Annotated in this window: 21 protein-coding genes and 2 tRNA genes; 14 read left to right on the forward strand and 9 right to left on the reverse strand. The window is 47.6% G+C overall.

Annotated elements, in window-relative coordinates; all coding sequences use genetic code 11:
• Positions 1-523: 523 nt before the first annotated feature.
• On the forward strand, positions 524-1,087 hold the full coding sequence (locus ACOQOZ_RS03145) for a hypothetical protein (protein ID WP_420590832.1): 564 nt from the start codon (positions 524-526) through the stop codon (positions 1,085-1,087).
• 37 nt (positions 1,088-1,124) lie between these two features.
• Here the strand turns inward: ACOQOZ_RS03145 and ACOQOZ_RS03150 are convergent, their stop codons facing one another.
• Positions 1,125-2,378, reverse strand: coding sequence for a hypothetical protein (locus ACOQOZ_RS03150; protein WP_420590833.1), 1,254 nt, complete (start codon positions 2,376-2,378; stop codon positions 1,125-1,127).
• Between the two features lie 6 nt (positions 2,379-2,384).
• Positions 2,385-3,278 carry a glycoside hydrolase family 25 protein gene (locus ACOQOZ_RS03155; RefSeq protein WP_420590834.1) on the reverse strand — a complete coding sequence of 298 codons (894 nt, stop codon included), beginning with the start codon at positions 3,276-3,278 and terminating at the stop codon, positions 2,385-2,387.
• A 140-nt stretch (positions 3,279-3,418) separates the two neighbouring features.
• Here ACOQOZ_RS03155 and ACOQOZ_RS03160 point away from each other — a divergent pair, with 140 nt between their 5' ends.
• A complete protein-coding gene (locus ACOQOZ_RS03160; RefSeq protein WP_420590835.1) occupies positions 3,419-4,081 on the forward strand; it encodes a hypothetical protein in 663 nt (220 codons plus the stop codon).
• A complete protein-coding gene (locus tag ACOQOZ_RS03165; RefSeq protein WP_420590836.1) occupies positions 4,078-4,602 on the forward strand; it encodes a hypothetical protein in 525 nt (174 codons plus the stop codon). The genes ACOQOZ_RS03160 and ACOQOZ_RS03165 overlap by 4 nt, the downstream gene beginning before the upstream one ends.
• On the opposite strand, the gene ACOQOZ_RS03170 is transcribed toward ACOQOZ_RS03165, so the two are convergent.
• Positions 4,599-5,798, reverse strand: coding sequence for a tyrosine-type recombinase/integrase (locus ACOQOZ_RS03170; RefSeq protein ID WP_420590837.1), 1,200 nt, complete (start codon positions 5,796-5,798; stop codon positions 4,599-4,601). The genes ACOQOZ_RS03165 and ACOQOZ_RS03170 overlap by 4 nt on opposite strands.
• 395 nt (positions 5,799-6,193) lie before the next feature.
• Here ACOQOZ_RS03170 and ACOQOZ_RS03175 point away from each other — a divergent pair, with 395 nt between their 5' ends.
• The 8 genes from ACOQOZ_RS03175 (at position 6,194) to ACOQOZ_RS03210 (ending at position 12,324) form a co-directional block, all read left to right on the forward strand.
• Positions 6,194-7,291, forward strand: coding sequence for a methyl-accepting chemotaxis protein (locus ACOQOZ_RS03175; protein ID WP_420590838.1), 1,098 nt, complete (start codon positions 6,194-6,196; stop codon positions 7,289-7,291).
• 110 nt (positions 7,292-7,401) lie between these two features.
• Positions 7,402-8,910: a glutamate--tRNA ligase gene (gltX, locus tag ACOQOZ_RS03180; protein ID WP_420590839.1), complete on the forward strand. Its 1,509-nt coding sequence runs from the start codon at positions 7,402-7,404 to the stop codon at positions 8,908-8,910.
• A 201-nt stretch (positions 8,911-9,111) separates the two neighbouring features.
• Positions 9,112-9,187, forward strand: a tRNA-Ala gene (locus tag ACOQOZ_RS03185).
• A gap of 22 nt (positions 9,188-9,209) precedes the next feature.
• Positions 9,210-9,285: transfer RNA gene (locus ACOQOZ_RS03190), tRNA-Glu, on the forward strand.
• A gap of 34 nt (positions 9,286-9,319) precedes the next feature.
• Entirely contained in the window at positions 9,320-9,946 is a 627-nt protein-coding gene (locus ACOQOZ_RS03195) for a KdsC family phosphatase (protein WP_420590840.1), read from the forward strand.
• Between the two features lie 13 nt (positions 9,947-9,959).
• Positions 9,960-10,973: an NAD-dependent epimerase gene (locus ACOQOZ_RS03200; protein ID WP_420590841.1), complete on the forward strand. Its 1,014-nt coding sequence runs from the start codon at positions 9,960-9,962 to the stop codon at positions 10,971-10,973.
• Between the two features lie 55 nt (positions 10,974-11,028).
• Positions 11,029-11,793, forward strand: a complete 765-nt coding sequence (gene kdsB, locus ACOQOZ_RS03205; protein ID WP_420590842.1) for a 3-deoxy-manno-octulosonate cytidylyltransferase — start codon at positions 11,029-11,031, stop codon at positions 11,791-11,793.
• A 99-nt stretch (positions 11,794-11,892) separates the two neighbouring features.
• Complete coding sequence (locus ACOQOZ_RS03210) at positions 11,893-12,324, forward strand: DUF3429 domain-containing protein (RefSeq protein ID WP_420590843.1); 432 nt, start codon at positions 11,893-11,895, stop codon at positions 12,322-12,324.
• 18 nt (positions 12,325-12,342) lie between these two features.
• Here the strand turns inward: ACOQOZ_RS03210 and ACOQOZ_RS03215 are convergent, their stop codons facing one another.
• From ACOQOZ_RS03215 to purB, 3 genes are all read right to left on the reverse strand, one after another.
• Positions 12,343-13,260, reverse strand: coding sequence for a GNAT family N-acetyltransferase (locus ACOQOZ_RS03215; RefSeq protein ID WP_420590844.1), 918 nt, complete (start codon positions 13,258-13,260; stop codon positions 12,343-12,345).
• 34 nt (positions 13,261-13,294) lie between these two features.
• Positions 13,295-14,464, reverse strand: a complete 1,170-nt coding sequence (locus ACOQOZ_RS03220) for a cupin domain-containing protein (RefSeq protein ID WP_420590845.1) — start codon at positions 14,462-14,464, stop codon at positions 13,295-13,297.
• Between the two features lie 313 nt (positions 14,465-14,777).
• On the reverse strand, positions 14,778-16,145 hold the full coding sequence (gene purB / locus ACOQOZ_RS03225; RefSeq protein WP_420592390.1) for an adenylosuccinate lyase: 1,368 nt from the start codon (positions 16,143-16,145) through the stop codon (positions 14,778-14,780).
• Positions 16,146-16,320: 175 nt separating this feature from the next.
• Here purB and ACOQOZ_RS03230 point away from each other — a divergent pair, with 175 nt between their 5' ends.
• On the forward strand, positions 16,321-16,908 hold the full coding sequence (locus ACOQOZ_RS03230; protein ID WP_420590846.1) for a DedA family protein: 588 nt from the start codon (positions 16,321-16,323) through the stop codon (positions 16,906-16,908).
• Positions 16,909-16,926: 18 nt separating this feature from the next.
• Here ACOQOZ_RS03230 and ACOQOZ_RS03235 read toward each other — a convergent pair whose 3' ends face one another.
• Entirely contained in the window at positions 16,927-17,763 is an 837-nt protein-coding gene (locus tag ACOQOZ_RS03235; protein ID WP_420590847.1) for a 6-carboxytetrahydropterin synthase, read from the reverse strand.
• 191 nt (positions 17,764-17,954) lie between these two features.
• Here ACOQOZ_RS03235 and ACOQOZ_RS03240 point away from each other — a divergent pair, with 191 nt between their 5' ends.
• Positions 17,955-20,909 (forward strand): hypothetical protein, encoded by a 2,955-nt coding sequence (locus ACOQOZ_RS03240; protein ID WP_420590848.1) that lies wholly within the window; start codon positions 17,955-17,957, stop codon positions 20,907-20,909.
• A 65-nt stretch (positions 20,910-20,974) separates the two neighbouring features.
• Here ACOQOZ_RS03240 and ACOQOZ_RS03245 read toward each other — a convergent pair whose 3' ends face one another.
• Together ACOQOZ_RS03245 and ACOQOZ_RS03250 are read right to left on the reverse strand one after the other, a co-directional pair.
• Complete coding sequence (locus ACOQOZ_RS03245) at positions 20,975-21,910, reverse strand: nucleoside recognition family protein (RefSeq protein WP_420590849.1); 936 nt, start codon at positions 21,908-21,910, stop codon at positions 20,975-20,977.
• 71 nt (positions 21,911-21,981) lie between these two features.
• Entirely contained in the window at positions 21,982-22,191 is a 210-nt protein-coding gene (locus ACOQOZ_RS03250; RefSeq protein ID WP_420590850.1) for a hypothetical protein, read from the reverse strand.
• Positions 22,192-22,503: 312 nt separating this feature from the next.
• Between ACOQOZ_RS03250 and ACOQOZ_RS03255 the strand changes: the two genes are divergently transcribed.
• A complete protein-coding gene (locus tag ACOQOZ_RS03255) occupies positions 22,504-24,681 on the forward strand; it encodes a malate synthase G (RefSeq protein ID WP_420590851.1) in 2,178 nt (725 codons plus the stop codon).
• Positions 24,682-24,804: the final 123 nt, after the last annotated feature.

Genomic DNA, 24,804 nt, shown 5'->3' on the forward strand with positions numbered 1-24,804 from the left:
TGCCGATTTTTTAATGTGAGAAAGGCACATAATAAAACCTAAGGTTTATTAAAAATGCCCTTTATCACTATTATTGTCAGTTCTAGGAGGTTTGTTTAATAAATTATTAGTATTTGAAAAATATACATTAATTAATATAGGCGGATGTTGGTAAGTTTTTGTGAGTGATAAAAATATATTAAAAAATTTGGTTTTTATCATGAATGGTAATCTCTTGGGTTGCCTCTGTGAATGCGATGTACTAAAAGAGAAATCGTTTGAAGTCCTGCAGGGAAAAAATTTATAACCCTGTACATAACCGGGTTGAAAAATGTCGACTGATACTGCCGCGGCGGCTTCTTATTACCAATCTTATCCCTATCTAGGGAGAGGGTTTTAGTATGTTAGTACTCAAGTCATTTGTTGTGTTTATTTAAGTGGAATAGGTATCTATTGGAGGTAGTATTTTTTAAGAGAAACGAGTTTCTTCGACTATTATTAATAGGAAGTCAACGAAAAGTGATGTAATAAAAAGGAATTTATTATGAATGAAAATACAGTTGTATTAGACGAATCAAACTCAACCGGCAGCCACGTCGTCCTGCTGATTGCAATCGGTCTCTCAGGTTATATCTGGGACCTAAGCTTCAATCTTGGTGCCTTTAATAGCGTTTTTCTCGGCCATTATATCGCTATCTGGCTGTTCTCCCTCAGTGTTTTGTTCGTATCAATCACAGCCCCGGGGGCACTTGTACCCGGAAATAAAGTGATTGGTTATTTCTTATTAACCTTGCCAAGCCTGTGGCTGATACTGCGTATTATTGACGATGCTTCTATCGCAGGTAAAACAACGGATATGGTGATGCACAGTGTTGGAGTGCTGGCCATCGGCATATCACTCCCTTACCTGGTGTATTTGTTTTTCCATTTTACCTGTCCGGAAGTTTTACGATTACGTGGTCGGCTATTAGTAGGGCTGATGACGATTGTTGTTGTCAGTGGCTCGTTAGGTTTTGCGTTGGGTAGAAATAATCACTTAATTATGACCTGTGAGAATTTTGTCGTCAGCGGGCAGGATACGCCGGCTAACTGTGTTAAAACGAACTAATTCAGCTCAAGTTATTCTGTGATTGAGAATCGGAAAGTTAACTAGATTCAGCGTCTTTCTCTTTGTTACCAGACGTGAAGAAGTGAAGATCTGGAATCTCCTTCCGGATCATGATGATCAGTAGTTTTGACAGAAACACCACAATAAACAACGGCAGTAATATAAACTCCGTCACTGTGTATAACACATGTTTTACCGCCATCAGTGAATAGTCACCGGTTTTGTTGGTGTGTTCCTTTAAACCTTTCTTAAAATGTTTCCTAAGTTCAGAAACCTGATCTTTAAGATCTCCCTGGTTGCTGTGATGAGGCAAGCTATTGCTGAAATCAGAAAATTGCTTGTGTAGTGCTTGTTTCTGAGGCTGGAGATAATATTGGCTGACCTTGGCTGTACCATAAATACCCAGAGGTACAATGATATGGGTGAATACGGCCAGGAATATTCCCAGTGACACCAGTCGCTCCAGTCTGAGAGATAACGTCGGGCTGAACTTTTTTAGCCCAATGCTCAGTCCGAGTACGAGGAACAGAGCGACCAGCAGTGGTTTCATCGTGAAATAAACCGAGTGATGCAATAACGACAAAGTTTCGGCGGCGCCGACGGAACTGAGAGAAATCGCCCAGGCTTTATCTGTGATATTGCTTAGCACCGATAATGAATCGCCCAGCTGAACTTCAACATCAACAATAAAAGAAACACCACCAGATAAGCTCTGCAGCAGCGCCATGACTGACTTTATCGCCGCAACAATTTCAAGGGTCTTCACGGAATCCTGGGAAGCTGTTGTCAGATAAAGGCTGTTAAACGCATAAATATTATCGTGCAACAGATAAGCAAAAAGCTGACTGATATGGCCGCTGAGGCTGAGATGGAACAAAGCCAGAATCAGCATCAGCTTTATTACATCTTTGCCTTCTCGTGATTGTAAGTGATAAAGCACGCCATGCTCTGCCAACCCTTTGATTTTTGTGCCGGAGCGATGGGCAATGCTTTTGGCTGTTTTTATTGCCGGGCTTGCTGAGGATGATTTTAGTTCGGGTGTGGTGTGTTTCTGTGGCACATCATTAGCAGTTTGATTTTTATCGTCTGTATTAACTGTTGTTACTGACGGAGCAACGGTATCCTTCGCTTGCTTTAGAGGTTTTGCAGTCTTTGGTGCTGCGCCCAGAGCAGAGTTTTTCTCAGATACATTTTGCTTACCTGAATGTACCGCCTGCTTGTCGACAGGCTTAGGCCCCACATACAGATGCAGTTGGCGAACGTTTGTATTGTTGGAAGCTGTCTCACCCATACTGATTCACAGATTCGACTGTTGAATAAAGGCTTTCAGGTTGGCCAGTGACCCGCGATAATGGCTCAGGTCGACATTCCCCTTGATACCATCTACTTTGCCGTTTTGTGCATGTTGTAACAAAAACCAGCGTTTCTTTTTCCAGGCTTGAGGAGCAGGTGGATTTTCGTTGCTATAGTCAGCCAGCCACAGATAGTAGTGGCCGAACCTCGGATCCGTTAAAAACTCCTGACCAAATGCGGAATCGGTGTAAACAATGGGCTTTCTTTTAGTCGCTTTTTCGACCGTCTCTAACCAGATAAGCGTGTGTTCAATTAATAACTCAGGGCTCATCTCATCGGTTATTTCAACGTCCAGAATTGGCGGAAGGTCGTTCTTCCGAATCTGACCGACGGTATCAAGATAGTGTTCGGCCTGTTTTTCCGGGTCATCGCCTGCGTAAAAAAAGTGATAGGCTCCACGAATCAGTTCATGGCGGCGAATTCCATACCAGTTATTAGTAAAACTCGGATCGGTGTAGTTTTCTCCACCGGTTGCTTTGGCAATCGCAAAGCTTTTACCGCTGGCTGCAACCCGATGCCAGAGGACTTCGCCCTGGTAGTGAGATACGTCGATACCTTTCTGAATATCACTAGGGTGTAGCGTTGTTACTGGCTGACAGCTGGTATTGGATGGCAGGTGGCTTGGTACAATTTGTTCTATGTAAGGATTACAGATAAACAAGCTATCAAATAGGTTGTCATCATCTGCAGCACGAACTGATATATAAATTAATGGAATAACAAAACCGGCCAGCAACAATATATTGAGAAGGCTGAATCGGGTTGTTGTCAGAAATGACTGCGAAAAATATGCGCTCAGCTTTTTTATCGCTTCACTGCGCAGGGCAAGGGTATCCATACCATGTACCTGTTTACGTCCTGTCGAACCAGTGTAGTAAATATCGGTGAAGTCGCGAGTTAATTGCTTTAAATATTGAAGATCACAGAACCCTGCATATACTTTGTAGTGACTATTTTGTTACTGGCAGGAAATGGATTTTGGCAGCCTACAACACCTTACTGAACTTATTTCATACTTTTTCAGCCTTACCTCTGGCAGATGCCGTTAAGCAGTTGTCCGAAGCCGCTGGCAAGTTACCCTCTGATCTGCAATCCCAGATCAATGCAGCAGATCTGCCGACCTGGGCCAAAGCTATACACTCTGCCAGAGGGGAAGAGCTGTCGATGGAAGAGCTGACAGAGGGGCTTGGCGCTCTGGCAAGGTTTTCAGATGATGATATTCAGCAGGAAGTGAAACGTCATTTTGTCAGTATTTCGGTGCATATCGATACCGAATGTATGTGTGAACAGTACGACGTGCACGGCAATGAGCCCGCGATTGAGCTGAGTTTTCAGCAAGATGATTCGCCATCACCGAATATGGCTGAGAATAAAACCGATGTTATCCCTGATTGCACCATTGACTGGCAGTTTGTACCTTCAAGAAAAGAAGACACTCTGGAACTCAAAGCATTTTATGTCGGAAGTGAGGAGGGGCAGTCTCATTGCAGTGCAATTAGTGCTGAAGCGAAGATGCAGTACCGAAGTCATGAGAGCCGTACCGCTGGGCAGCCTCCAATGAATTACTTTTTTGACTTTACGATTAATCACGGAAGCCAGGTGTTTCGCATTCCCGCATTTACCCGGGATTTGGTTGAATGAGTGACTGGGGGAAGTTTCATCAGGAGCTGGAAAAGCTACGATCGGCTTCGGATGATCCAATTGCTGTTGTTCTGGCTTGTGAGCGACTGGCTGATGAAAGTGGTATCTTTACTTCTGAGCAAATCCTCAACTCATTAAAACAAAGCGAACATCAGGAATTGATTAACGCTTCTGGCAAACACAGTCATGCTGCGTATCGCAGCGAGTTATATGAATCGGTGTTTAAACCATTGATTTCAGCCTTCCCGACAGGGGATATCGAATATTGGTATTCGTGTGTCGTTTTGGCGTTAAAAGAAGTGGGGATAGCAGAGCCCGACTGCAGTTATTGCATGAGTTGCTGCTTTAAAGATCGCAGCTGGGTATATGATCTGAGCTATGCGGTGCTCCTGACTCAGCTATATCAGCTGCACTCCGGCTATAAAGAAGAGTGCGTACGGCAGCAGGCGGAAAAGGATGTTGAAGACGGTTATCAGCTTAATGCCTTTGGTGTCAGTATTCGTGAGGAGTCACTGGCCTAGAGTTGGTTCGATTTGTTTGTGGGCGTAAAGAAGTCGGCCCAATCCTGCATCATCTCCGCTCTTTTCTTAAACATATCACCACGCCGATAGGCTGCTTCGACCTTGTTGTCGATGGTGTGGGCGAGGGCCATTTCTACGACATCCCGTGGATAGTTGGAAACTTCACCAGCCCAGTCTCGGAATGTTGAACGGAAACCGTGGGGAACATAATCACCTTTCTCGCTGCCACTTTCGTAACCCATTTTTCGCATTAAAGTCAGCATGGCCATGTTCGATAAGGCGCTTCCTTTTCTGTTTCCTGGGAAAAGATAGTTAGATCCCTCAATTTTAGGTAACTCTCCAAGCAGGCGTATAGCCTGCTTGGAGAGCGGGACTCTATGTTCTTTTTTGGTCTTCATTCTTTCTTTTGGGATGACCCATATTCCCTCGTCCAGGTCGATTTCATCCCAGGTGGCCTTTAAAACTTCAGAAGTTCGGGTTGCTGTTAGGATAAGAAGCTGAAGAGCATTTGCTGACGTTGCTTGCTTCGATGATAGGATCTTCCAAAAGTTACTTACTTCCCCCAGTGGCATAGCAGGGTGATGCTTACGTTTCTGAATACTGGTGGGTTTGGGCAATATGGTATCGAGGTGACCCTGCCATTTAGCTGGATTGGACGATGAGCGATACTTTCTGGCGATTGCATAATCAAGAATTTTGGCAACTCGTGTTTGAACGCGTTTAGCTGTTTCATTCTTTTCGTACCAGATGGGTTCCAGTACTTTAAGGATATGATCAACATTAATGTTGGTAACACTTTTGTTGCCGATTACTGGAAATGCATAGGTAGTCAGGGAATTGGACCATTGGTCTGCATGCTTCTTGTTAGTCCAGGCGTGTTTGTTAGATTCGATGTAGGCAATCGCGCATTCTCTGAATGTGGGGGTTCTGCTGTCCTTTTCCTTACGGTTCTCAATGGGGTCCTGTCCTGCATAAACTTGCCTTCTGCACTCCAGAGCATGTTCTCGCGCAGCTTCAAGTGTTACAACAGGGTAGGGGCCTAATCCCTTCTCGCGGCGTTTCCCATCAATGGTAAATCGAAGTACCCAGCGCTTACTGCCGTTGGCAGATACGACCAGGCGTAAGCCGCCACCGTCTTCATACTTACCGGCTTGAGCCGTTTCAACTTTCCGAGCTGATAGTTTATGAATTGCCATTTGAGATAAGGTTCTCCGCCATACTTTTCTATCCCCCAATGCATCCCCAAAATGGATTGGATTGAGTGAAATTCCAGTGGATTAATATGGACTCTAAAGTCAGTTAATTCAAGGGGTTGTAGACTTCTGTGGACGTTGGTGGAAATTAACAGGTTAGACTCCCTCACCGCCACTAATTCTGAAAACCGCGTTTCAAACGAAACGCGGTTTTTTTATGCCTGGCTTTTGGCGGGTAATGTCTCCGAAGCTCTTCGCTAAATATCTGTTCTGTGTATGGCGCATTTTGTCGCTCTGAACTTTTAAAACACTCGCTAATCCTTTTTTCTTACCACGCAAAGCCCGGATTCTTTTCTATATTTATTCCTGTTCGTGCATAAAGAATCTCTGGAGGCGGTGTGTTTTTCTCTAATAAAAAGACGAATGAACCTTCTGCTCAGCTGATTGCGCTGGAGCGCAGGATTGAGCAGCTGGAGGGGGAAAATGAATTGCTGCGCAAGGTGAAGGATGTGGCAGATATGCGCAGTCAGTACAGTCTGAATCAATTCACCTATATGGAAGATATGCGCAATTTATGGTTTTCCTCGAACGAAACCATTGATCAGATTCGTAATACTTTGGCTGAGTCAGCCACCAATCTTACCGAGGAAAATGCTCAGATTGAGGATTCGATTCATGAAGTCGGAGATATCAGTTCGACTTTAGGTGGTCTGACTGAGCAGTTATCCGGCATTCGTGAAAAATCTTCGGACGCTTCCGAAGCTGTTGGTGGATTAAAAAGTGTTGCCAGTGGCATCGAAAATTTTGTTGGTCTGATTCAGGGAATTTCTGAACAGACTAATTTACTGGCATTGAATGCGGCTATCGAAGCCGCACGCGCCGGTGAGCAAGGTCGTGGATTTGCGGTGGTTGCCGATGAGGTGCGGACACTGGCACAACGAACCGCCGAAGCAACAGCAGAAATCGGTGCCTTAATCTCGACCATCAGTGGTGAAGTTGATCGCGTGTCCTCCGGTATTACATCGGTTGGTGATCAGGGGGCTTATCTGGCAGCAGAGGTGCAGAAAGTATCTGACCATATTCAGGCCGTGGGAGATGTATCCCGCCGCGTGTCAGAGAGTTTTTCTTATACCGCCGCTGAGAGTTTCCTGGAAACGGTTAAGCTGGATCATGTTGTCTGGAAATCGCAGGTATATAACCGCATCTGGAGTAATGACGTCGGCTCGGTTGAGGGCATGGCGGACCATACCAGTTGTCGCCTGGGTAAGTGGTATTCTCAGGGAATTGGCTATGAAAAATATCGACACCTCAGTTCTTATTCTCGCCTGGAGGATCCGCACCGGGAAGTTCATGACAGCGGCTTTAAAGCTCTGGAGTGTTTTAAAAATCACGATGAAAGTAATGCTATTCAGCATTTACAGCGCATGGAAAGCGCCAGTTCACGGGTGATTGATATTATTAGTGGCATGGAAGCTGAGATTCGCCAGTCTGCCTGATCTTGGTGGTTTCGGCTGCTAAACAGAAACGCAGCAAAACGCTGCGTTTTTTTATTGCACTTCTTTCTTTATAATCGCGGCGTTTTTAATCCAAATCAGAGATATCCATTATGACGGTTCGCACCCGCGTTGCACCTTCTCCAACCGGTGATCCTCACGTAGGCACGGCTTACATCGCGTTGTTTAACCTGGCTTTTGCCCGCCAGCACGGTGGTCAGTTTGTGTTACGAATAGAAGATACTGACCAGGCGCGCAGCACGCCGGAGTCTGAGCAAGCGATTATGGATAGCCTTAATTGGTTGGGCATGGATTGGGATGAAGGTCCTGATCGTGGTGGTGACTTTGGCCCGTACCGCCAGAGTGAACGAAAAGATATCTATCTCGAACACGTCAATAAGCTGCTTGAAAGTGGTCATGCGTTTAAGTGTTATCGCACCTCGGAAGAACTGGATGCGTTGCGTGCAGAACGTCAGGAATCCGGAAACAGCATGGCATTAAAGCCATCTGATCTTAAATTATCTGATGAGGAGGTGGCCGCACGTGAAGCAGCCGGTGCTCCTTATGTGGTTCGCATGATGGTGCCGGAAGAGGGTGTATGCGAAGTAACGGATATGTTACGTGGCGTAATCGAGCTTGATTGGTCTCAGGTTGACGCCCAGATTCTGTTGAAATCCGACGGCATGCCGACGTATCACCTGGCAAACGTCGTGGATGACCATCTTATGCAGATTACTCATGTAATCCGTGGCGAAGAGTGGATCAGTTCTGCGCCTAAACATAAGCTGCTGTATCAGTACTTTGGTTGGGATATGCCGAAGTTATGCCATATGCCACTGCTGCGTAACCCGGATAAGTCGAAGCTGAGTAAACGTAAAAACCCAACGTCCATTATGTTTTATGAGCGCATGGGCTTTATGCCAGAAGCGGTATTGAATTACCTGGGCCGTATGGGGTGGTCGATGCCGGATGAGCGTGAGAAATTCTCTCGTGACGAAATGTTCGGTAATTTTGATATTCAGCGAGTGTCCCTGGGCGGGCCGGTATTTGATGTTGAAAAACTGCGCTGGCTGAACAGTTTATGGTTGCGTGATCTTGATGTTGACACCTTTGCTCAGCGATTTGCTGCGTGGGGTCTGCAGCCTGAGAAAGTGAATCCGATCATTCCTCATATACAGCCGCGCGTTGAAGTGTTCTCTGATGTTGCGCCGCTGGCAGGTCATTTCCTGGCAGGTTTGCAGGTTCTGACAAAGGAGCAGTTTGAACATAAAGCGTATGACGAAGATAAAATGCTGGCGACCGTGCAATACGGTTTGTGGCAGCTGGAAGCGATTCGTCATTGGGAAAAAGAAGAAATCGAAAAGCGCCTGTTTGCTCTGGCAAAACAGTTGGATTTGAAAGTGCGCGACTTCCTGTATCCGTTCTTTATGGCCATTGCCGGGACATCGGCCACTATTTCTGTGCTTGATACCATGGCGTTGCTTGGGCCAGATATGAGTCGTGCTCGTGTCCGTCACGCACTGGATACCCTGGGCGGTGTTGGTAAGAAGAAGATGAAAAAGATGGAAAAGGAGTACCGTTCAATTTCGGCTGCGATTGAGGCTGAGATCGCAGAATCCTAAGTTCTTCTGTGTTTGACCAGAAAGCCCGCTTTTGCAGCGGGCTTTTTGTTTCTGGTTCTGTTTGCTTGGCTGACTGTTTTCTGAACAAAATACGTCGTTGTGCTGTAAGTTGTTGTTTTAGAGAAATATTTTTAAGGAAAATGAAAAAATAGTGTTGACAGTGCAGGGGGGCAACCGTAAGATACGCCCACGTTTTGAGACGGGGCCTTAGCTCAGCTGGGAGAGCGCAACACTGGCAGTGTTGAGGTCAGCGGTTCGATCCCGCTAGGCTCCACCAAATCTCTTACGTTTGTCTTAGTGTCCCCATCGTCTAGAGGCCTAGGACACCGCCCTTTCACGGCGGTAACAGGGGTTCGAATCCCCTTGGGGATGCCATTTCTTTTCCGGTTCTCGGAATACTTTAAGCCAAATGATAAATCCTGAGAAATCAGGTTACAATTGCCTGAGTAACTACTGTTCAGGTGAAATTATGGTTCATCTTCCAAATGCAATAAAAGAAAAAGCTCGCGCAGTTAAGCTGGTGGTTTTTGATGTTGATGGTGTTTTAACCGACGGCACTCTGAGTTATTCAGCTAATGGCGAAGAAGTGAAACACTTTAATGTTAAAGACGGTGTTGGGATCAAATTATTGGGCGAATATGATGTCGTTACGGCGATTATTTCCGCTAAAGATTCTGCCCCGTTAAAAAAACGTGCAGCCGATTTGGGAGTTGGCCATTTTTATCCGGGCTGTAAAGATAAATGGGCACAACTCTCTACCTTGTTGGATGAGCTTTGGTTTACGCCGGAAGAAGTGTGCTATGTCGGTGATGATGTCATCGATCTCAAAGTTATGAAGCGGGTTGGTCTGAGCGTTGCGCCAAAAGATGCTTTTTGGTTGGTGAAAGATCACGCCGACCTGATTACCGAAGCCAAAGGTGGTAAGGGTGTCGCCCGTGAAGTCGCAGATATTATTCTTGGTAGTAGAATGCCGCTTGATGAAGCCTATATAAAGGCCATGCTGCCAGAGTTTGAAAATCAAAAATCAGAAATTTAATTCGGATTAACTCATGAAAATATTGGTTACAGGTGCTGCAGGATTTATTGGTTCATTTACCAGTAAGCAATTTGTTGAGCAGGGGCATGAGGTAATAGGCATTGATAACCTCAATGACTATTACGACGTGTCATTAAAAGAGTCCCGTCTTGAGTGGTTGGCGGAACTGGAAGGGTTTCAGTTTAAAAAAGTTGAATTGGCTAATCGCGATGAAGTCGAAGTGGTTTTTGCTGAGCACAAGTTTGATCGGGTTGTGCATTTAGCCGCTCAGGCTGGGGTGCGCTATTCGATTGAGAACCCTCATGCTTATGTCGATAGTAATCTGGTCGGCTTCGTAAACATCCTTGAGGGCTGCCGTAATCATAAGGTTGAGCATTTGGTTTATGCCTCTTCCAGTTCTGTTTATGGCTTGAATACAGATATTCCTTATTCAACTTCCGATCGCGTCGATCACCCTGTATCGCTGTATGCAGCAACGAAAAAGTCGAATGAGTTAATGGCGCATACTTATTCCCACCTTTACGGTTTGCCAACCACGGGATTGCGTTTCTTCACCGTCTATGGCCCGTGGGGTCGTCCGGATATGGCGTATTTTGGTTTCACCAAAAAGATCCTTGGTGGCGAAACCATTGATGTTTATAACCACGGAAAAATGCAGCGCGATTTCACCTACATCGATGATATTGTTGAGGGTGTTACCCGTATTACCCAGAAAATTCCTGCCGGGGCTGGTGCCGATTGGACGCCAGAGTCGGGCGATACCAGTCGCAGTTCGGCTCCTTATAAAATCTACAACATTGGTAATCACAATACCGTGCAATTGGGTGATTTTATTCAGACCATTGAAGATGTTCTGGGTGTTGAGGCCGACAAAAATTATATGGAAATGCAGGCGGGTGATGTTGTGCGCACCTATGCTAATGTTGATGATTTGATTGAAGATGTCGACTTTGCACCCAATACGCCATTAAAAGATGGCATTGAAAAATTTGCTGTTTGGTATCGCGACTATTACGGCGCCAAGTAACTATCCATGATTAGGCAGCAACTCGCCGAGGCCGCCGATGTCAAAAGGAAAAAAAATGTCTGACTACAAAATTGTGATACCTGCGCGTTATGCATCATCGCGTTTACCTGGCAAACCGCTGATTGAGCTGGCTGGTAAAACTATGATCCAGCACGTCTACGAGAGAGCGCTAGAGACGGGTGTTCAAGATATTGTCATTGCTACGGATAACGAACGTATTCAGCGGGAAGCTGTTTCGTTTGGTGCCGAAGTGGTTATGACTTCGCCAGATCATGAAAATGGCACTGAGCGAATTGCGGAAGTTGCAGAAATTAAGGGTTGGGACGATGACGTTGTTATCGTAAACCTTCAGGGGGATGAGCCATTGATCCCTCAGGCGTTGATAGAAAAAACCGCTGAAAGCCTGATTAATTATCCGCAGGCGGGTATGAGTTCTGTGTGTACTCCGTTGTCCGGAAATCACGATGCCTTTGATCCAAACGTGGTTAAGGTGGTATTGGATAAAGACCAGTTCGCGATGTATTTCAGTCGTGCTTCTATCCCCTGGGATCGTGATGGCTATAAAGATGGCACAGATGAGATAACCGCCAAGATGCCGGTGTTTCGTCACATTGGTATGTACGGTTATCGCGTTTCATTTTTGCGTCAGTACCAGAAAATGGAAGTGTGTGCACTGGAAACTACCGAGGCCCTCGAGCAATTGCGGGCGCTTTGGTATGGCGTAAAAATCCATATGTCCATCATTGATGAGCCTCCGGGTCATGGTATTGATACGCCTGAAGATGTTGAGCGTGTAGAGGCATTGTTGGCTGGGAAGTAATTAACGTTAACAACTGCTGACAAAATAAAAAGCCATAACGGAATACCGTTATGGCTTTTTTGTTTTATATTTAAAAGGAATACTAAAAAGGAACTGCCGATGATGAAGTCACTGAGTTTATCTGAACGTTTGGGGTATGCGGGTCTGATCCCGTTTGTATTAATTGGTCTTGCGGTTGGAATTGGGGTAGAAGGTTCAGCCGAGCTGTTCAAATTGTACTCTGTTTTGATTCTCGCTTTTATGGCAGGTGGATGCTGGGGCGTAGAGCAGGCAAACCCCGAAAAAATCGACAATACATTGTTAGCATTATCCATCGGCGCTTTCTTGTGGGGCTGTATTGCTTATTTTCTGCCAATTAACGTTGCCGTATTAATGCTGCTGGTTGGATTTGTTCTGCTGTTATGGATTGAGGCGAATCCATTGTTCAAAAGTGCGTACGAAGAGTCTTATAAAAAGTTGAGGCTGATTCTGACATCCGTTGTCCTGGCGATGCATGTCTTTGTATTTCTTTCCACCAATTACAGTGCGTAATGCATTTACTTGCGGCGATTACAAATGTATTCGCCGCGCCTCACGGGTTGGCAATGCGCTCGCCCAAAGCTCTGTGAATTGTTCTTTATAGCGGCTGGTGATTGAGCGATCGTTGAAGCATGCTTTTACGTCGCTGCCACTGGCCAATAAATAGCCGTAGGGTTCGAACAGGGCACCATTCGTTTTTAAGCCACTGTGCACTTTGAGCTCAATTCGGCTGCTCATTTTGTGCGCCAGCTGAATCAGTGGGTGGTCATTAATTCCGGGGTATTCTGCATTGATCAGTATTTGAATCCGTCTTTTGGGAGAGCTGCGGATAAAGCGCTTGATCGAGTCGAGGGAGCTGCTTGATGACCACATCGGGTGCTGTAGCTCGTTAATGCCGAGAATAATGGCTCGGGGACGATTCTGGCAGCCAATCTGAAACAGCCCTTCAATAGCGGCTTCATTATTTAACTTATAAACCTGAGAGTCTTCGCCGGGTTCAAAATTGTGGCTGACGCTGGCTTCGCGGCCCAGTACTTTGGTCATGGTCAGGTGTGGAATCCCTGCATCCCAGAAAAACTCGACTTCCGGAACAAAGCCATTCCGTAAGTAGAAATTATACGCCTGGGCCTGAACCGATGCTTTAAGAATGCGACCGCGCATTTCCCTTTGGTAATAATCGCCCATTGCTCTGATCAAACGAGATCCCCAGTGCTGATCGCGATGTTCTGCAAGGACTGCCATGCGACCGAAATATCCATCCTCAAACAAGCGGGCACAACCTACCGGGCGTTTACCATCCATCGCCATAAAGTGAACGGCTTTGCTGTCTTTATCGTCCCACTCTTCCTCGGCCGGCACGCCTTGTTCTTCGACAAACACCCGCTGGCGAATGTTTCTCAGGGATTCTCTCTGTGCCCGATCGGCCCAGTTAGCGATTTTTACTTCCACGCAGTGATACCTGTAGTCATAAAACGTGTGTTGCTTACTCTTCAGTGTATATCAATTGTTGACGGAAGAGGGTGGTTAGCAGGTTTCTTGCGTCGCTGCTGGAAGAAAGCTCGAGGATGGCACCAACATCTAATGCATTGCCGCCGCACAGCTGCTCGATCAGTGGAAGTTCTTGTGTGCCCAGTGTCAGATATTGACCCTGATAGAAGAACTCAATGACATTGCCATTGTGGCTGAAAGCAAAGCGGCTGAATTCGGATTTTCTCAGCTGGCTACAGCTGTTTAATTCCTGCTCAGCATCAGTCCAGCTTAGTTCGTCGATGGTTTCCGGGTGGTGTTCCGGGTATTTCGCTTCTGTCATTAATTTGCCAAGAATACGCTGGCAGGCGGTGTCATCTGTCAGTGCTGCTTTTAAGGTATTGCGCAGTCTCTCGGCTGCGCTGCTGTCGATTTCGCCGCTGTGTTTTTGCAGGCTCAGATCGGGGTCTTGATAACGAATGTCTTCACTGGCACTTACCAGGATCTCATCAAGTGTTGCCTGCGCCAGTTCGACCTGAGAAGGAGCGCGAAAACCGATGGAATAGGTCATGCATTCGCCTTTGGCCACCCCATGATGGGCGAGTTGTGGTGGCAGATACAGCATGTCACTAGGGTTTAATACCCAGGAATCGCTTTCATTAAACTCTTCTAAAACCCGGATTTGTGGGCCTTTAACGAACGGACTATGCTCCGAGCACATCTGGCCAATCGACCACTCTCGTTGACCTTCGGCCTGGAGGAGGAATACATCGTACTGGTCGTAATGGGGGCCAACATTGCCACCATCGACGGCATAACTGATCATCAGATCGTCGATACGCCAGGATGGAATAAAGCGAAAGTGCTCCAGCAGGTCGGCGGCTTCAGGAATCCATTGATCAACACCTTGAATCAGCAAGGTCCACTTGTTTTCCGGTAGAGATCGGAAATCTTCTTCGCTGAACGGGCCGCGCTTTAACTGCCAAGGACCACTGTCGTTATCGCCCGGAATACCATCTTCGATGATTAGCCGCGATTCAATTTCCTGCTCCAGGCTAAGGCCTGCCAGTTCGTCGGCAGGCAATAATGGCTCGAAACCCGGCCAGGCATTACGGATTAATACTGGTTTTTTCTGCCAGTAATCGCGCAGAAACTCTTCAACGGATAAGTGACCGAGGACGTGCATATGGTGAACCTTTCAGGATGCTGAATCCCACAGATATGGGTTTCTTTAGCCGTCGCCCAGAAGGGACATCCCTGTTCCTGCCGGGCGAACGCGACATCCTGTCGCTGCTATTAAAGAAACCCATATCCGCGGAATTCTAGACTAACGGCTGGTTGTTTGTTCGAAAGCAGCAACATGGATGTTGCGGTAGGATCTAAGGCCATGGATGGCCTACAGATCCTGCGGCAGAACAAATTGCCGGTTGTTAGTCAGGGTGTATTTCAACAAAAAAGCCCTGACGAATCAGGGCTTTCTGTAAATCAGCAGCAGCTGCTTAAATAGCTTTTGCCTGCGCTGCAGCATTACCTAAGTAAGCCGCCGGAGTCATAGCATTCAGCTCATCTTTTACTGCTTGTGGCAGTTCCAAGCTGGCAATAAAGTCTCCCATTGCGTCCTGAGTGATGGCTTTACCGCGAGTGAAGGCTTTCAGCTTCTCGTACGGTTGTTCGATGCCGTAACGACGCATCACGGTCTGGATCGGCTCGGCCAGAACTTCCCAGGCGTTGTTCAGATCTTCAGCCAGACGCTGTTCGTTCACTTCCAGCTTGCTGATGCCTTTCATGGTAGCGGCATAAGCAATCAGACTGTAGCCGGCACCAACACCCATGTTACGCAGAACAGTGGAGTCAGTCAGGTCACGCTGCCAGCGAGAGATTGGCAGTTTCTGAGCCATGTGAGCCAGAACGGCATTGGCCAGGCCCAGGTTGCCTTCAGAGTTTTCGAAGTCGATTGGGTTAACCTTGTGCGGCATGGTGGAAGAACCGACTTCACCGGCAATGGTCTTCTGCTTGAAGTAACCGTTGGAGATGTATGCCCAGATATCACGGTCGAAATCGATCACGATGGTGTTGAAACGAGCAATCGCGTCAAACAGCTCAGCAATGTAATCGTGTGGCTCGATCTGAGTGGTGTATGGGTTCCAGTTGATGCCTAAAGACGTCACAAATTCCTCAGCATTCGCTTGCCAGTCAACGTCTGGGTAAGCAGAGATGTGAGCGTTGTAGTTACCGACAGCACCGTTGATTTTACCCAGCATCTGAACATCTTCGATCTGTTTGATCTGACGCTCCAGACGAGCAACCACGTTGGCCATCTCTTTACCCAGAGTAGAAGGAGAGGCAGTTTGGCCGTGGGTGCGAGACAGCATTGGCAACTCGGCGTGTTCGTGTGCCAGAGCGCGGATGGCGTTGGCGATTTCGCGCATGGCTGGTAACAGAACGTCGTCACGACCCGCGCGCAGCATAATGGCATGCGACAGGTTGTTAATGTCTTCAGAGGTACAGGCGAAGTGAACAAATTCGTTCACTTTGTTCAGCTCGTCGTTGCCAGCGAATTTTTCCTTGATGAAGTATTCAACCGCTTTTACATCGTGGTTGGTCGTGGCTTCGATATCTTTAATGCGCTGAGCGTCGGCTTCACTGAAGTCGCTGACGATAGCGTCCAGTTGAGCTTGTGTTTCAGCGCTGAAAGCCGGCACTTCAGAAATGGCTTCGTGCGCAGCCAGGCGCTGCAACCAGCGAATTTCAACTTCAACACGGGCGCGAATCAGACCGTACTCAGAAAAAATCGGACGCAGGGCGGCAGTTTTGCTGCCGTAACGGCCATCAATAGGAGAAATTGCAGTTAACGCAGACAGTTCCAGTGAGGTGGACATACGTACTCTCGACGAGGCTGTGAATGAAAAGGCGCAAGATTCTAACGGATTTTTGTCTCAAACTCAGCAATTGCGGCAAAAATCTTGGCCGTCAATTTGTCATACAAAAATGCTAGACTGCTGCGCTACTTTGGATGCGACCTGTAAAAGCGACAACAAATACATGCTTGAGTCACTGTTAACCTATTCTGATCACCCGGCCTGGCTGATCCTGATTGTGATTGTCTCTACCTTTATGCTTGAGGATCTGGCGATTATTGGTGCAGCCCTGTTGGCGGCGAGCGGGAAGATGGCGCCGGAGGTAGCCTTTGCTGCGACTTGTGTGGGTATGTTTATTGGTGATAGTGCGTTGTACTTGTTTGGACGTGCCGCTCACGTATCTCCCTGGTTAGCGAAGCGTTTTCAGCACGACATGATTCAGCGTCAGGTTAAGCCCTTGCAGCAAGCGCCATGGCATCAGCTGGCACTGATACGTTGTATGCCGGGGTTACGGACCTTTGGATACATCGCTTGTGGTTTAGCAAAAGTGCCGGGCTGGACTTTCACAATCGCCAACGTGGTTTCCATCTGGGTGTGGGCTGCCGCAATATTTGGTGTGGCTTATGTGTTCGGTAAGCAATACGCCGATTCGATGGCCGACTGGCTGTGGTGGTTGCTGCCGGTTGCGGTGATTATCTTTATTCTGGGGCAGCGTAAGCTGCGCCAGAATATGGAAGAGGAAGATGCAGCGATTGCTGCGGATGGTAAATAGGTTGCTGCTAATGCGGGATTAAGCCGTCGCAATTGCGCCTTTATTTACGCCTTCGAATGCCTGAGCTTTAACTTCCGAAGATGGATGCTCCAGCTTGATCGCCTGAGCAAGGTGGCTGGCAATAAACTCGACCGTTGTGTCTGTATCCATCAGGTAGCAATGGGATTCAGGCATCCAAAGCTCAAACTCACCTTGTTGCGCCTGATAGCGATAGTGAATCGAGCCTCCCTCGAGACTGACGATATCTTCGGTGCTGCCCAAGTAGATATCTGCCCATTTTTCTGACCAGTCCTGCTCCAGTTGCTGCGAGCGTTGACCATTCAGGAATAGCTTAATGCGAGAACGATGGCCGTGAGCAATGCGCTGGCAGTTGCCGTCATGCTTTTTCAGACCGTGGCTGTAGTGATAGAAAGCACCGTCAATCGATTCTGGTTCAAAGCTCAGGTTCAGCTGCTCAACATTGATCGGGAAGAAAGGGCGCAGTTGGTCACGACACCACTCGGCTAACGACTCGGCATTAATTTCTTCGGCATCGACCAGTGCGACGGCCTGGCGAGGTGCTTTCATGCGCAACACTTTACCGTCCGCGTAACTCCAGCTCATATCAATCCGATCGCCATCCAGCGAGTACTTCAGATTTTGACTCTTAATCGGAAGTAGCAAGCGGTGGTCGACATCGTCATCCAGCCAGTTGCGCAGCACTTTTTTTACGATGCCAAAATCACAAATCATTCCCTGATCATCGAGTACGCCATCAAGCAGGGCTGACGCCCACCAGGTTTCACCCACCATGCCACGATTGGCATCCAGGTAGCTGAAATCGACATTGGTTAATTGATCAACGAATAATTGCATAAGGCCTCCGGAAAGCGGCGGGCATTCTAGCGAAAAAGCACTCAGGCTGCACGAATTGCCGTGTGTGTTGAAAATGGGGATTTACTAATCCTTACCAAACACCCAGCTTTAAACCCTGTTATGATAGCCGATCAAAATTTTGTGGTCTGGAGCTTGTGGCTCTGGCCGGTTACCAGATGGTTCAGGGGTTTATGAACAGATTTACTTTGGCGCCTATTGTGGTGTCAGTGGTTTTGGCGGGTGTTGCCGGGTGTAGTGATAATAAAAACAACTCTGGTTCAAGCAGCAGTGCAACGGTGACGGTGCATTCTAACCAGGGTGACATCGCCTACGGCCTGATTCGTTCTCAGGTTATTGGTGAATCAGGTTTACCAAGTACTGATTTCGAGCAGCAGCCAAACGTTGTTGCTGTGGCCGCCGCTGAAAATGGCGAGGCCAGCATCGCTATCCCAAACGATGAAGTGCATCAGTTCCAGTTAGTCAGCCGTGTTGCTGATTCGTCTCGTGATATCAAAGCCACGTTGCGCAAGTGCCAGCTGGTGGATGGTTGCAACGATACCGCTTTTGGCAATAGCTACGCTCCTGAAGATATGTTGTGGCGAGCAGTTGCTTATGATCTGGGTAATAACGAAAACATATATGTTACACCGTTTACTGAGCTGGCGGCTGAGTTGGCGATGCAACGTGTGTTTGTTGAAACCTATCAGGAAACCGGCGGCAGTCGCGCTGGCGTTTGGGATACAACCGGCTTTTATTCACCGTATTCTGTTGTTCAGTCGGTATCTCAGGTCAATCAGTTGATGGGGGTTGATGACATTCAGGGCTGTGCTCCGGCAGATCTGACCCGTTTAGATGCGCTGAGTGTGCCTTCAAACTGTAGCCTGGCACTCGCGGTGAGGCATGGTGCTCTATTGGCCGCGTGGCAAAAACTGAATCTGGACTTCAAGCAAGCCAACCCTTCGGAAGAACCACTCGCCGTTAAAGTTGCCAAAGAGCTGGCGACAAACAATGGCCAAATGTTGCAGTCGGGAACTCTGGCTGGCTATAGTGTTGCTCTCGATAATTTGTACGAGACGGCCAAGAATAACCTTGAAAAAGCATCCGTTAATAACGCCGATGTAAAAGCCGCAGTTAATCAGACTGTGCTGGCTCTTGATGGCAATATCAAGAGTTTACGTGAAAACGTTGGCAAGCCAACTGAAATCAAGCCGGCGTCTCTTTCTTCTTTGCTTGGAGAGAGTGTTGCCAAAGATATGCAGCTGGGTATCGAGCGCAGTAAAAAGTTTTTACAGAATCTGCGTGATAACCAGGCCGACTTCTTTAATGGCGGTGAGGATTTTAAAAAACGTCTGGTCGCTTACCGGGATAAATTAAAAGCCGTTGGTGAAGAACATCAGGGCAGTTTTAATAAAATCATTGATGCGTTTGTAAAAACCAAGCAGCTTTACACTGAATGCTTACAGGGCAATTGCACTACCCATGATGGCGAAGCTGGCTGGGAATGGTTAACTGAAGCGTCCTTCAGCAACAATGTTTTAACCATAAACTCCGGCGCTGTGACGGTCAGTCAGACGGTTGCTGATATCAATACAACGGACAGTGTCACCGATCCGACTTCCTCTCAGGCTATTGATCTGTTAATTAAGGGTAAATACGAGATTGGTGGTGTTACATTTGTACTTGATCACACCTATAAAGACAGCACGGCTAAAACGGATATTGCGTCGCCATCCGGAATTCGTGTGTATTACGCAAATGCGGTATCGGCCATTCAGCCGGGTGCCGATGAGCTGGCATATGAAATTCGCTGGGCTGATTTTAATTTCTACGCCAATAAGGGTGATGCCGATGAAGTGGAAGTCGAGGGAAGCTACACACAGTTCTATTTTGGTGTGAAAAACCCGGATAACACCAATGATGAGCGTCGCTACAATATTCAGAGCGTTGCGTTGAATGGTCGTATTTCCGACAAAATCGATGGCGATGATAATGCCGACGACGAGGTGACCAAGCTGGTTGTGACAGCTCGGTCGAACAACGCCGACGAATTTTATCCTGAGAAAAAATTTGTTCCTTTCAGTGGCTTCCTCGAAGAGCGAACCAATCCTCTCTATAAAAAAGGCGACAGTCAGGCTGGTCTTGTAAGTTACAGCTTTGGTTCTGAAACGGTGTCAGGCCAGCCTGCAGAGTATTTCGATTTTGTTGTGCCTCTGGCGGATTCGTATCGCTATCGTTTCTATCAGGATCGTACAATTACCGATAGTCGCGACCTGGACAGCGATCGTGATACCAAGGATACGGTGACAATTCACGATTTTGAGCGTTGCACATTAACCGTGAGCGGTAATACCCGCACCGTTAAAAGCTGTGATCCTAAGCAACGCATTCTCGGAGCGCGTGATATACAAAAATCGCTGAATGACCTTTGGGAAGTTGGTGTGTTTTCACGCATTGCGGTGGCCAATCGCGGAACCTATTTTGTCTCCTGGCCTGCATCTCAGGACAGCAATCAATGCCTGAAGCTGGATACTCTTAATAATTCAGGCGCTGAATTAAGCGGTACTCTTTATGAGCAAGCGGTGCTGGGTCTCAATACCATGCGTTTTGCTGCTGAAGTGTTGCTCGACGACAATACCGCGGCGACCAAAGATCCGAATACCTTGTTAGACGTGTCACTCACACTAACGACGAAAGAGCGTTATCAGGTGACGGCCGTGCTGTCTCATGACTACGAACGTGACGCAGCGGGTAATGTATCTACGGCCATTGGCTCTGGTCTGGATCGTATCTCAGTTGTTTATAACACCACCAACGAATTAGCGGACTCTGGCAGCATCGCTATTTTTCAGGATGGTGTGAGTCTTAAAGTGGACGGCGATACTGCCGACCCTCAACCAGCAGAAATTGTTGCCGCCGTACAGAAGGCGAACAACTCAAATGTGCTGCCATACAAATTTATTACCGGGAACGATGGTCAATACGATCGCTGTGTAACGGCGAATCAGGCCGAGTTTCCAAATACTAGTACGCTGGACGATGCGATTATCCCGATCAATTATCGCGGTGTCGTGTATGGCCGTATTCGTAAAGAGAATAATGTCTGGGTCGTTCGTTTTGTAAATGGTGAGTTCCAGACCTTAATGTAAGGTGCCTTCTTACTGAATTAAAGCCGCACACTTGTGCGGCTTTTTTGTTGGTGCAGGGGAGGTGTTCAGGCGAAGAGCAGGGCGTGACAAACGATTCGGAAGCCAATGCCGATCAGGGCGCCATAAATCGCTGGTTTGGCAACCGCAGATACCCGTTTGCCTGCCGCTATTAATATGGCGACACCGGCAACATCGAGTGGGCACAACAATAATCCCGCCAGAAGATTTACATCACTGCTATCAATGATTCCCTGATTAAAACTCTCTACAGCCAGTCCCATCATCGCTGTGCCACCCGCGACGTACTTGGTGATGGCAAGGATCAGTGTTTCACCGGGATAGCCAAATGTTGAAAGTAACGGGCTGATGAATTGCTCGATCCATTGGATAGTGCCCGTGAGGGTAAATAGCTTGACCGCAACCAGAGCAACCACGAGAAGTGGTAGTGCCCCCATGGCTATATCCCAAGCATCCTGGCCTGCTTTTCGGATCACAGCCAGTAAGTTGTCTCCCTGGCCATCCTGTTGTTGTAAATCATCCGTCAGCGTTTCAGTGTTATTCAGATTTTTGCCAAACACGTAATAAGTGACGCTTGAGGCGATAAGCCCTCCCATCAGTGCGATGGCCATCGTAGCTGGGATGTTCAGGCCGATAGAAGCCATGGGGAAAACAACGTTGGCTTGAGCTAATGCCAGAACCATCGCGAATGTTGCTGCGATGTGCCTGTCGGATGCGCCACCCCTGGCCATCATTGCCAGAGTTGCGATGGGGGCAGCGAAACTCACCATAAGCACCTGAATCATGGCAAAGATCCCCATGCCATTGAGACCAAACGGCCTGAGTGCGGGAGTGAGGGCGGTTACGATCTTTTGCAGCAATCCTTTCGCTTCCAGCCAGCGCATAATGCTGAGCATTACAATCATAATTGGCAGTAAGATAAATAAGGCCAGCTCGACCGCTGATCGGCCGGATGAGAGAACGAGTGTTGTGATTTCTTGCATTAATCAGGGGAACCTGTAACCAAAGCATGGAAGGTACCCCGTTGCTGCGTCGAATTGCAATTAGCGGTTAATCAAATCATCTGGCCTGGGGCGATGTGATTCGGGAGTTTGACCACCGTACACGGACGGTCGATTTTCCTGCCTTTTAACCACGGGTGTTTTTCACCGGTAATGCCCTCCTTAATTTTCTGTATTTTGCCGCCTGACTTAAGAAATCGTTGAATGTCTTCCTCAAGCAGCTTCTGGCGCTCGCTAGGATCAGCTTGTTGCTTTTTGGCCATACCACACCTCCGGTGTTTGTATATTTAATGCATAAGCTATGTATAAGTATTGTATATGAATAAATTTAATATCGGCAAAAGGGAAAAGCGTAGGGAAGTGTCAAAGCCTTTGGTTGTATATTGTTCGTATTTATGCGCCTTATCTTGGACATTAATGCTGCTTATAGGAGATGAAGGCGCTGATAGGTATACTGCGGCAACTTATTATTTGGCCGAACTGTTCAAACACGCAGTCTCTGAGTGTTTTTTCGTAAGTGGCTTTATGGACCCGGATTCTGTTTTCAGAATTCATTAAAAATTTGAGGCTTAATCATGACTGCATACGTTCAGAAGGGTGGCATCCAGGTCGCTCAGGAACTGTACGATTTCATCACCGACAAAGCGATTCCAGGTACCGGCGTTGATGCTGAGAAATTCTGGGCTGAGTTCGACAAGATCGCTAACGAACTGGCACCTACGAACAAAGCGCTGCTGGCTAAGCGTGATGATCTGCAAGCCAAGATCGACGCTTACCACACTGAGCGTAAAGGTCAGCCTCTGAACTTCCCTGAGTACAAAGCATTCCTTCAGGAAATCGGCTACCTGTTACCAGAAGGTGAAGACTTCGCTGCGACAACTGCGAATGTTGAGCCGGAAATCGCTGAAATGGCTGGTCCTCAGCTGGTTGTGCCAATCATGAATGCACGTTTTGCACTGAACGCTTCCAACGCTCGTTGGGGTTCTCTGTACGATGCGCTGTACGGCACCAAAGCCATCTCTGAAGAAGGTGGCGCTGAGAAAGGTCATGGTTACAACCAGGTGCGTGGCGACAAAGTTATCGCATACGCTCGTGATTTCCTGAACGAAGCTGCACCTCTGGCCGCTGGTAATCAGGCAGACAGCACTAAGTACGCTATCGAAGGTGGCAAGCTGGTTGTAACTCTGAAAGACGGTTCTGTGACTGGCCTGAAAGATGAAGCACAACTGCAAGGCTACACCGGCGATGCAGCGGCTCCTACTGGCATCCTGCTGAAAAACAACGGTCTGCGTTTCGAAATTCAGATCGATGCTTCAAGCCCAATCGGTTCTACTGACGCGGCTGGCGTGAAAGACGTACTGATGGAATCTGCACTGACCACCATTATGGATTGTGAAGACTCTGTTGCTTGTGTTGATGGCGCTGACAAAGTAGTTACTTACGGCAACTGGTTAGGCCTGATGAAAGGCGACCTGGCTGAAGAAGTTTCTAAAGGCGGCAAAACTTTCACCCGTACTATGAACGCTGACCGTGAGTACACTGGTTTAGATGGCGAAACTTTCACTGTGAAAGGCCGTTCGATGCTGTTCGTACGTAACGTGGGTCACCTGATGACTAACCCGGCAATCCTGCTGGCTGACGGTTCTGAAGTACCGGAAGGCATCATGGATGGCATGATGACTACTATGATCGCTATGCACGATCTGAAGGGTAACGCACCGTTCCAGAACTCTACGACCGGTTCTGTAAACATCGTTAAGCCTAAGATGCACGGTCCTGAAGAAGTGGCTTTTGCTAACGAACTGTTTGGTCGTATCGAAGACGCACTGGGTCTGCCACGCTTCACCATGAAGATGGGTATCATGGACGAAGAACGTCGTACCACGGTTAACCTGAAAGAGTGTATCCGCGCTGCGAAAGACCGTGTTGTATTCATCAACACTGGTTTCTTAGACCGTACCGGTGATGAGCTGCACACTTCTATGCTGGCTGGTCCTTTTGTTGCTAAAACTGTAATGAAGCAACAAACCTGGATTAACGCTTACGAAGACTGGAACGTAGACACGGGTCTGGAAACGTCTCTGTCTGGCCGTGCTCAGATCGGTAAAGGCATGTGGCCTATCCCGGATGAGATGGGCATGATGATGGAGCAGAAGATTGGTCACCCTAAAGCCGGTGCAAACACCGCATGGGTTCCATCTCCGACTGCTGCTACTCTGCACGCTATGCACTACCACAAAGTAGACGTATTCGCGGTACAGGAAGAGCTGAAGAAGCGTGAGCACGCCAACGTAGACGACATCCTGACTGTACCCCTGATGACTCAGGAGCAAATCGATGCGCTGACTCCGGAATTCATCCAGAACGAAATCGACAACAACTGTCAGGGTATCCTGGGTTATGTTGTACGTTGGGTTGACGCGGGTGTTGGTTGTTCCAAAGTACCGGATATCAACAACGTTGGCCTGATGGAAGACCGCGCGACTCTGCGTATTTCTTCTCAGCACGTTGCTAACTGGCTGGAACACGGTATCTGCACTAAAGAACAGGTTGAAGACAGCCTGAAGCGTATGGCTGCTGTTGTAGATGGCCAGAACGCTAACGATCCTGCTTACATTGCAATGGCGCCTAACTTCGATGGTATTGCGTTCCAGGCAGCATCTGACCTGATCTTCAAAGGCAAAGAGCAGCCAAGTGGCTATACTGAACCACTGCTGCACGCTTACCGCCTGAAGTTTAAGGCTGCTAACTAATCTGAAGTAATTCAATTGGTTACGCCACTCCGTTAAGGAGAGTAAATAACCCGGTCATTGCAGAAATGGCCGGGTTTTTTTATGCATGAATATTTTGGATTTTATGCAAATCTATCAATAAGA

This window comes from Bacterioplanoides sp., assembly GCF_965219715.1.
Classification (GTDB): Bacteria; Pseudomonadota; Gammaproteobacteria; order Pseudomonadales; family Oceanobacteraceae; genus Bacterioplanoides.

What these genes read in the sequence shown, in the direction of transcription:
- ACOQOZ_RS03145 (WP_420590832.1), top strand. Translation starts at nt 524, where the DNA reads ATGAATGAAAATACAGTTGTATTAGACGAATCAAACTCAACCGGCAGC.
- ACOQOZ_RS03150 (WP_420590833.1), bottom strand. Translation starts at nt 2,378, where the DNA reads ATGGGTGAGACAGCTTCCAACAATACAAACGTTCGCCAACTGCATCTG.
- ACOQOZ_RS03155 (WP_420590834.1), bottom strand. Translation starts at nt 3,278, where the DNA reads ATGGATACCCTTGCCCTGCGCAGTGAAGCGATAAAAAAGCTGAGCGCA.
- ACOQOZ_RS03165 (WP_420590836.1), top strand. Translation starts at nt 4,078, where the DNA reads ATGAGTGACTGGGGGAAGTTTCATCAGGAGCTGGAAAAGCTACGATCG.
- ACOQOZ_RS03170 (WP_420590837.1), bottom strand. Translation starts at nt 5,798, where the DNA reads ATGGCAATTCATAAACTATCAGCTCGGAAAGTTGAAACGGCTCAAGCC.
- gltX (WP_420590839.1), top strand. Translation starts at nt 7,402, where the DNA reads ATGACGGTTCGCACCCGCGTTGCACCTTCTCCAACCGGTGATCCTCAC.
- ACOQOZ_RS03195 (WP_420590840.1), top strand. Translation starts at nt 9,320, where the DNA reads ATGATAAATCCTGAGAAATCAGGTTACAATTGCCTGAGTAACTACTGT.
- ACOQOZ_RS03200 (WP_420590841.1), top strand. Translation starts at nt 9,960, where the DNA reads ATGAAAATATTGGTTACAGGTGCTGCAGGATTTATTGGTTCATTTACC.
- kdsB (WP_420590842.1), top strand. Translation starts at nt 11,029, where the DNA reads ATGTCTGACTACAAAATTGTGATACCTGCGCGTTATGCATCATCGCGT.
- ACOQOZ_RS03210 (WP_420590843.1), top strand. Translation starts at nt 11,893, where the DNA reads ATGATGAAGTCACTGAGTTTATCTGAACGTTTGGGGTATGCGGGTCTG.
- ACOQOZ_RS03220 (WP_420590845.1), bottom strand. Translation starts at nt 14,464, where the DNA reads ATGCACGTCCTCGGTCACTTATCCGTTGAAGAGTTTCTGCGCGATTAC.
- ACOQOZ_RS03230 (WP_420590846.1), top strand. Translation starts at nt 16,321, where the DNA reads ATGCTTGAGTCACTGTTAACCTATTCTGATCACCCGGCCTGGCTGATC.
- ACOQOZ_RS03235 (WP_420590847.1), bottom strand. Translation starts at nt 17,763, where the DNA reads ATGCAATTATTCGTTGATCAATTAACCAATGTCGATTTCAGCTACCTG.
- ACOQOZ_RS03240 (WP_420590848.1), top strand. Translation starts at nt 17,955, where the DNA reads ATGAACAGATTTACTTTGGCGCCTATTGTGGTGTCAGTGGTTTTGGCG.
- ACOQOZ_RS03245 (WP_420590849.1), bottom strand. Translation starts at nt 21,910, where the DNA reads ATGCAAGAAATCACAACACTCGTTCTCTCATCCGGCCGATCAGCGGTC.
- ACOQOZ_RS03250 (WP_420590850.1), bottom strand. Translation starts at nt 22,191, where the DNA reads ATGGCCAAAAAGCAACAAGCTGATCCTAGCGAGCGCCAGAAGCTGCTT.
- ACOQOZ_RS03255 (WP_420590851.1), top strand. Translation starts at nt 22,504, where the DNA reads ATGACTGCATACGTTCAGAAGGGTGGCATCCAGGTCGCTCAGGAACTG.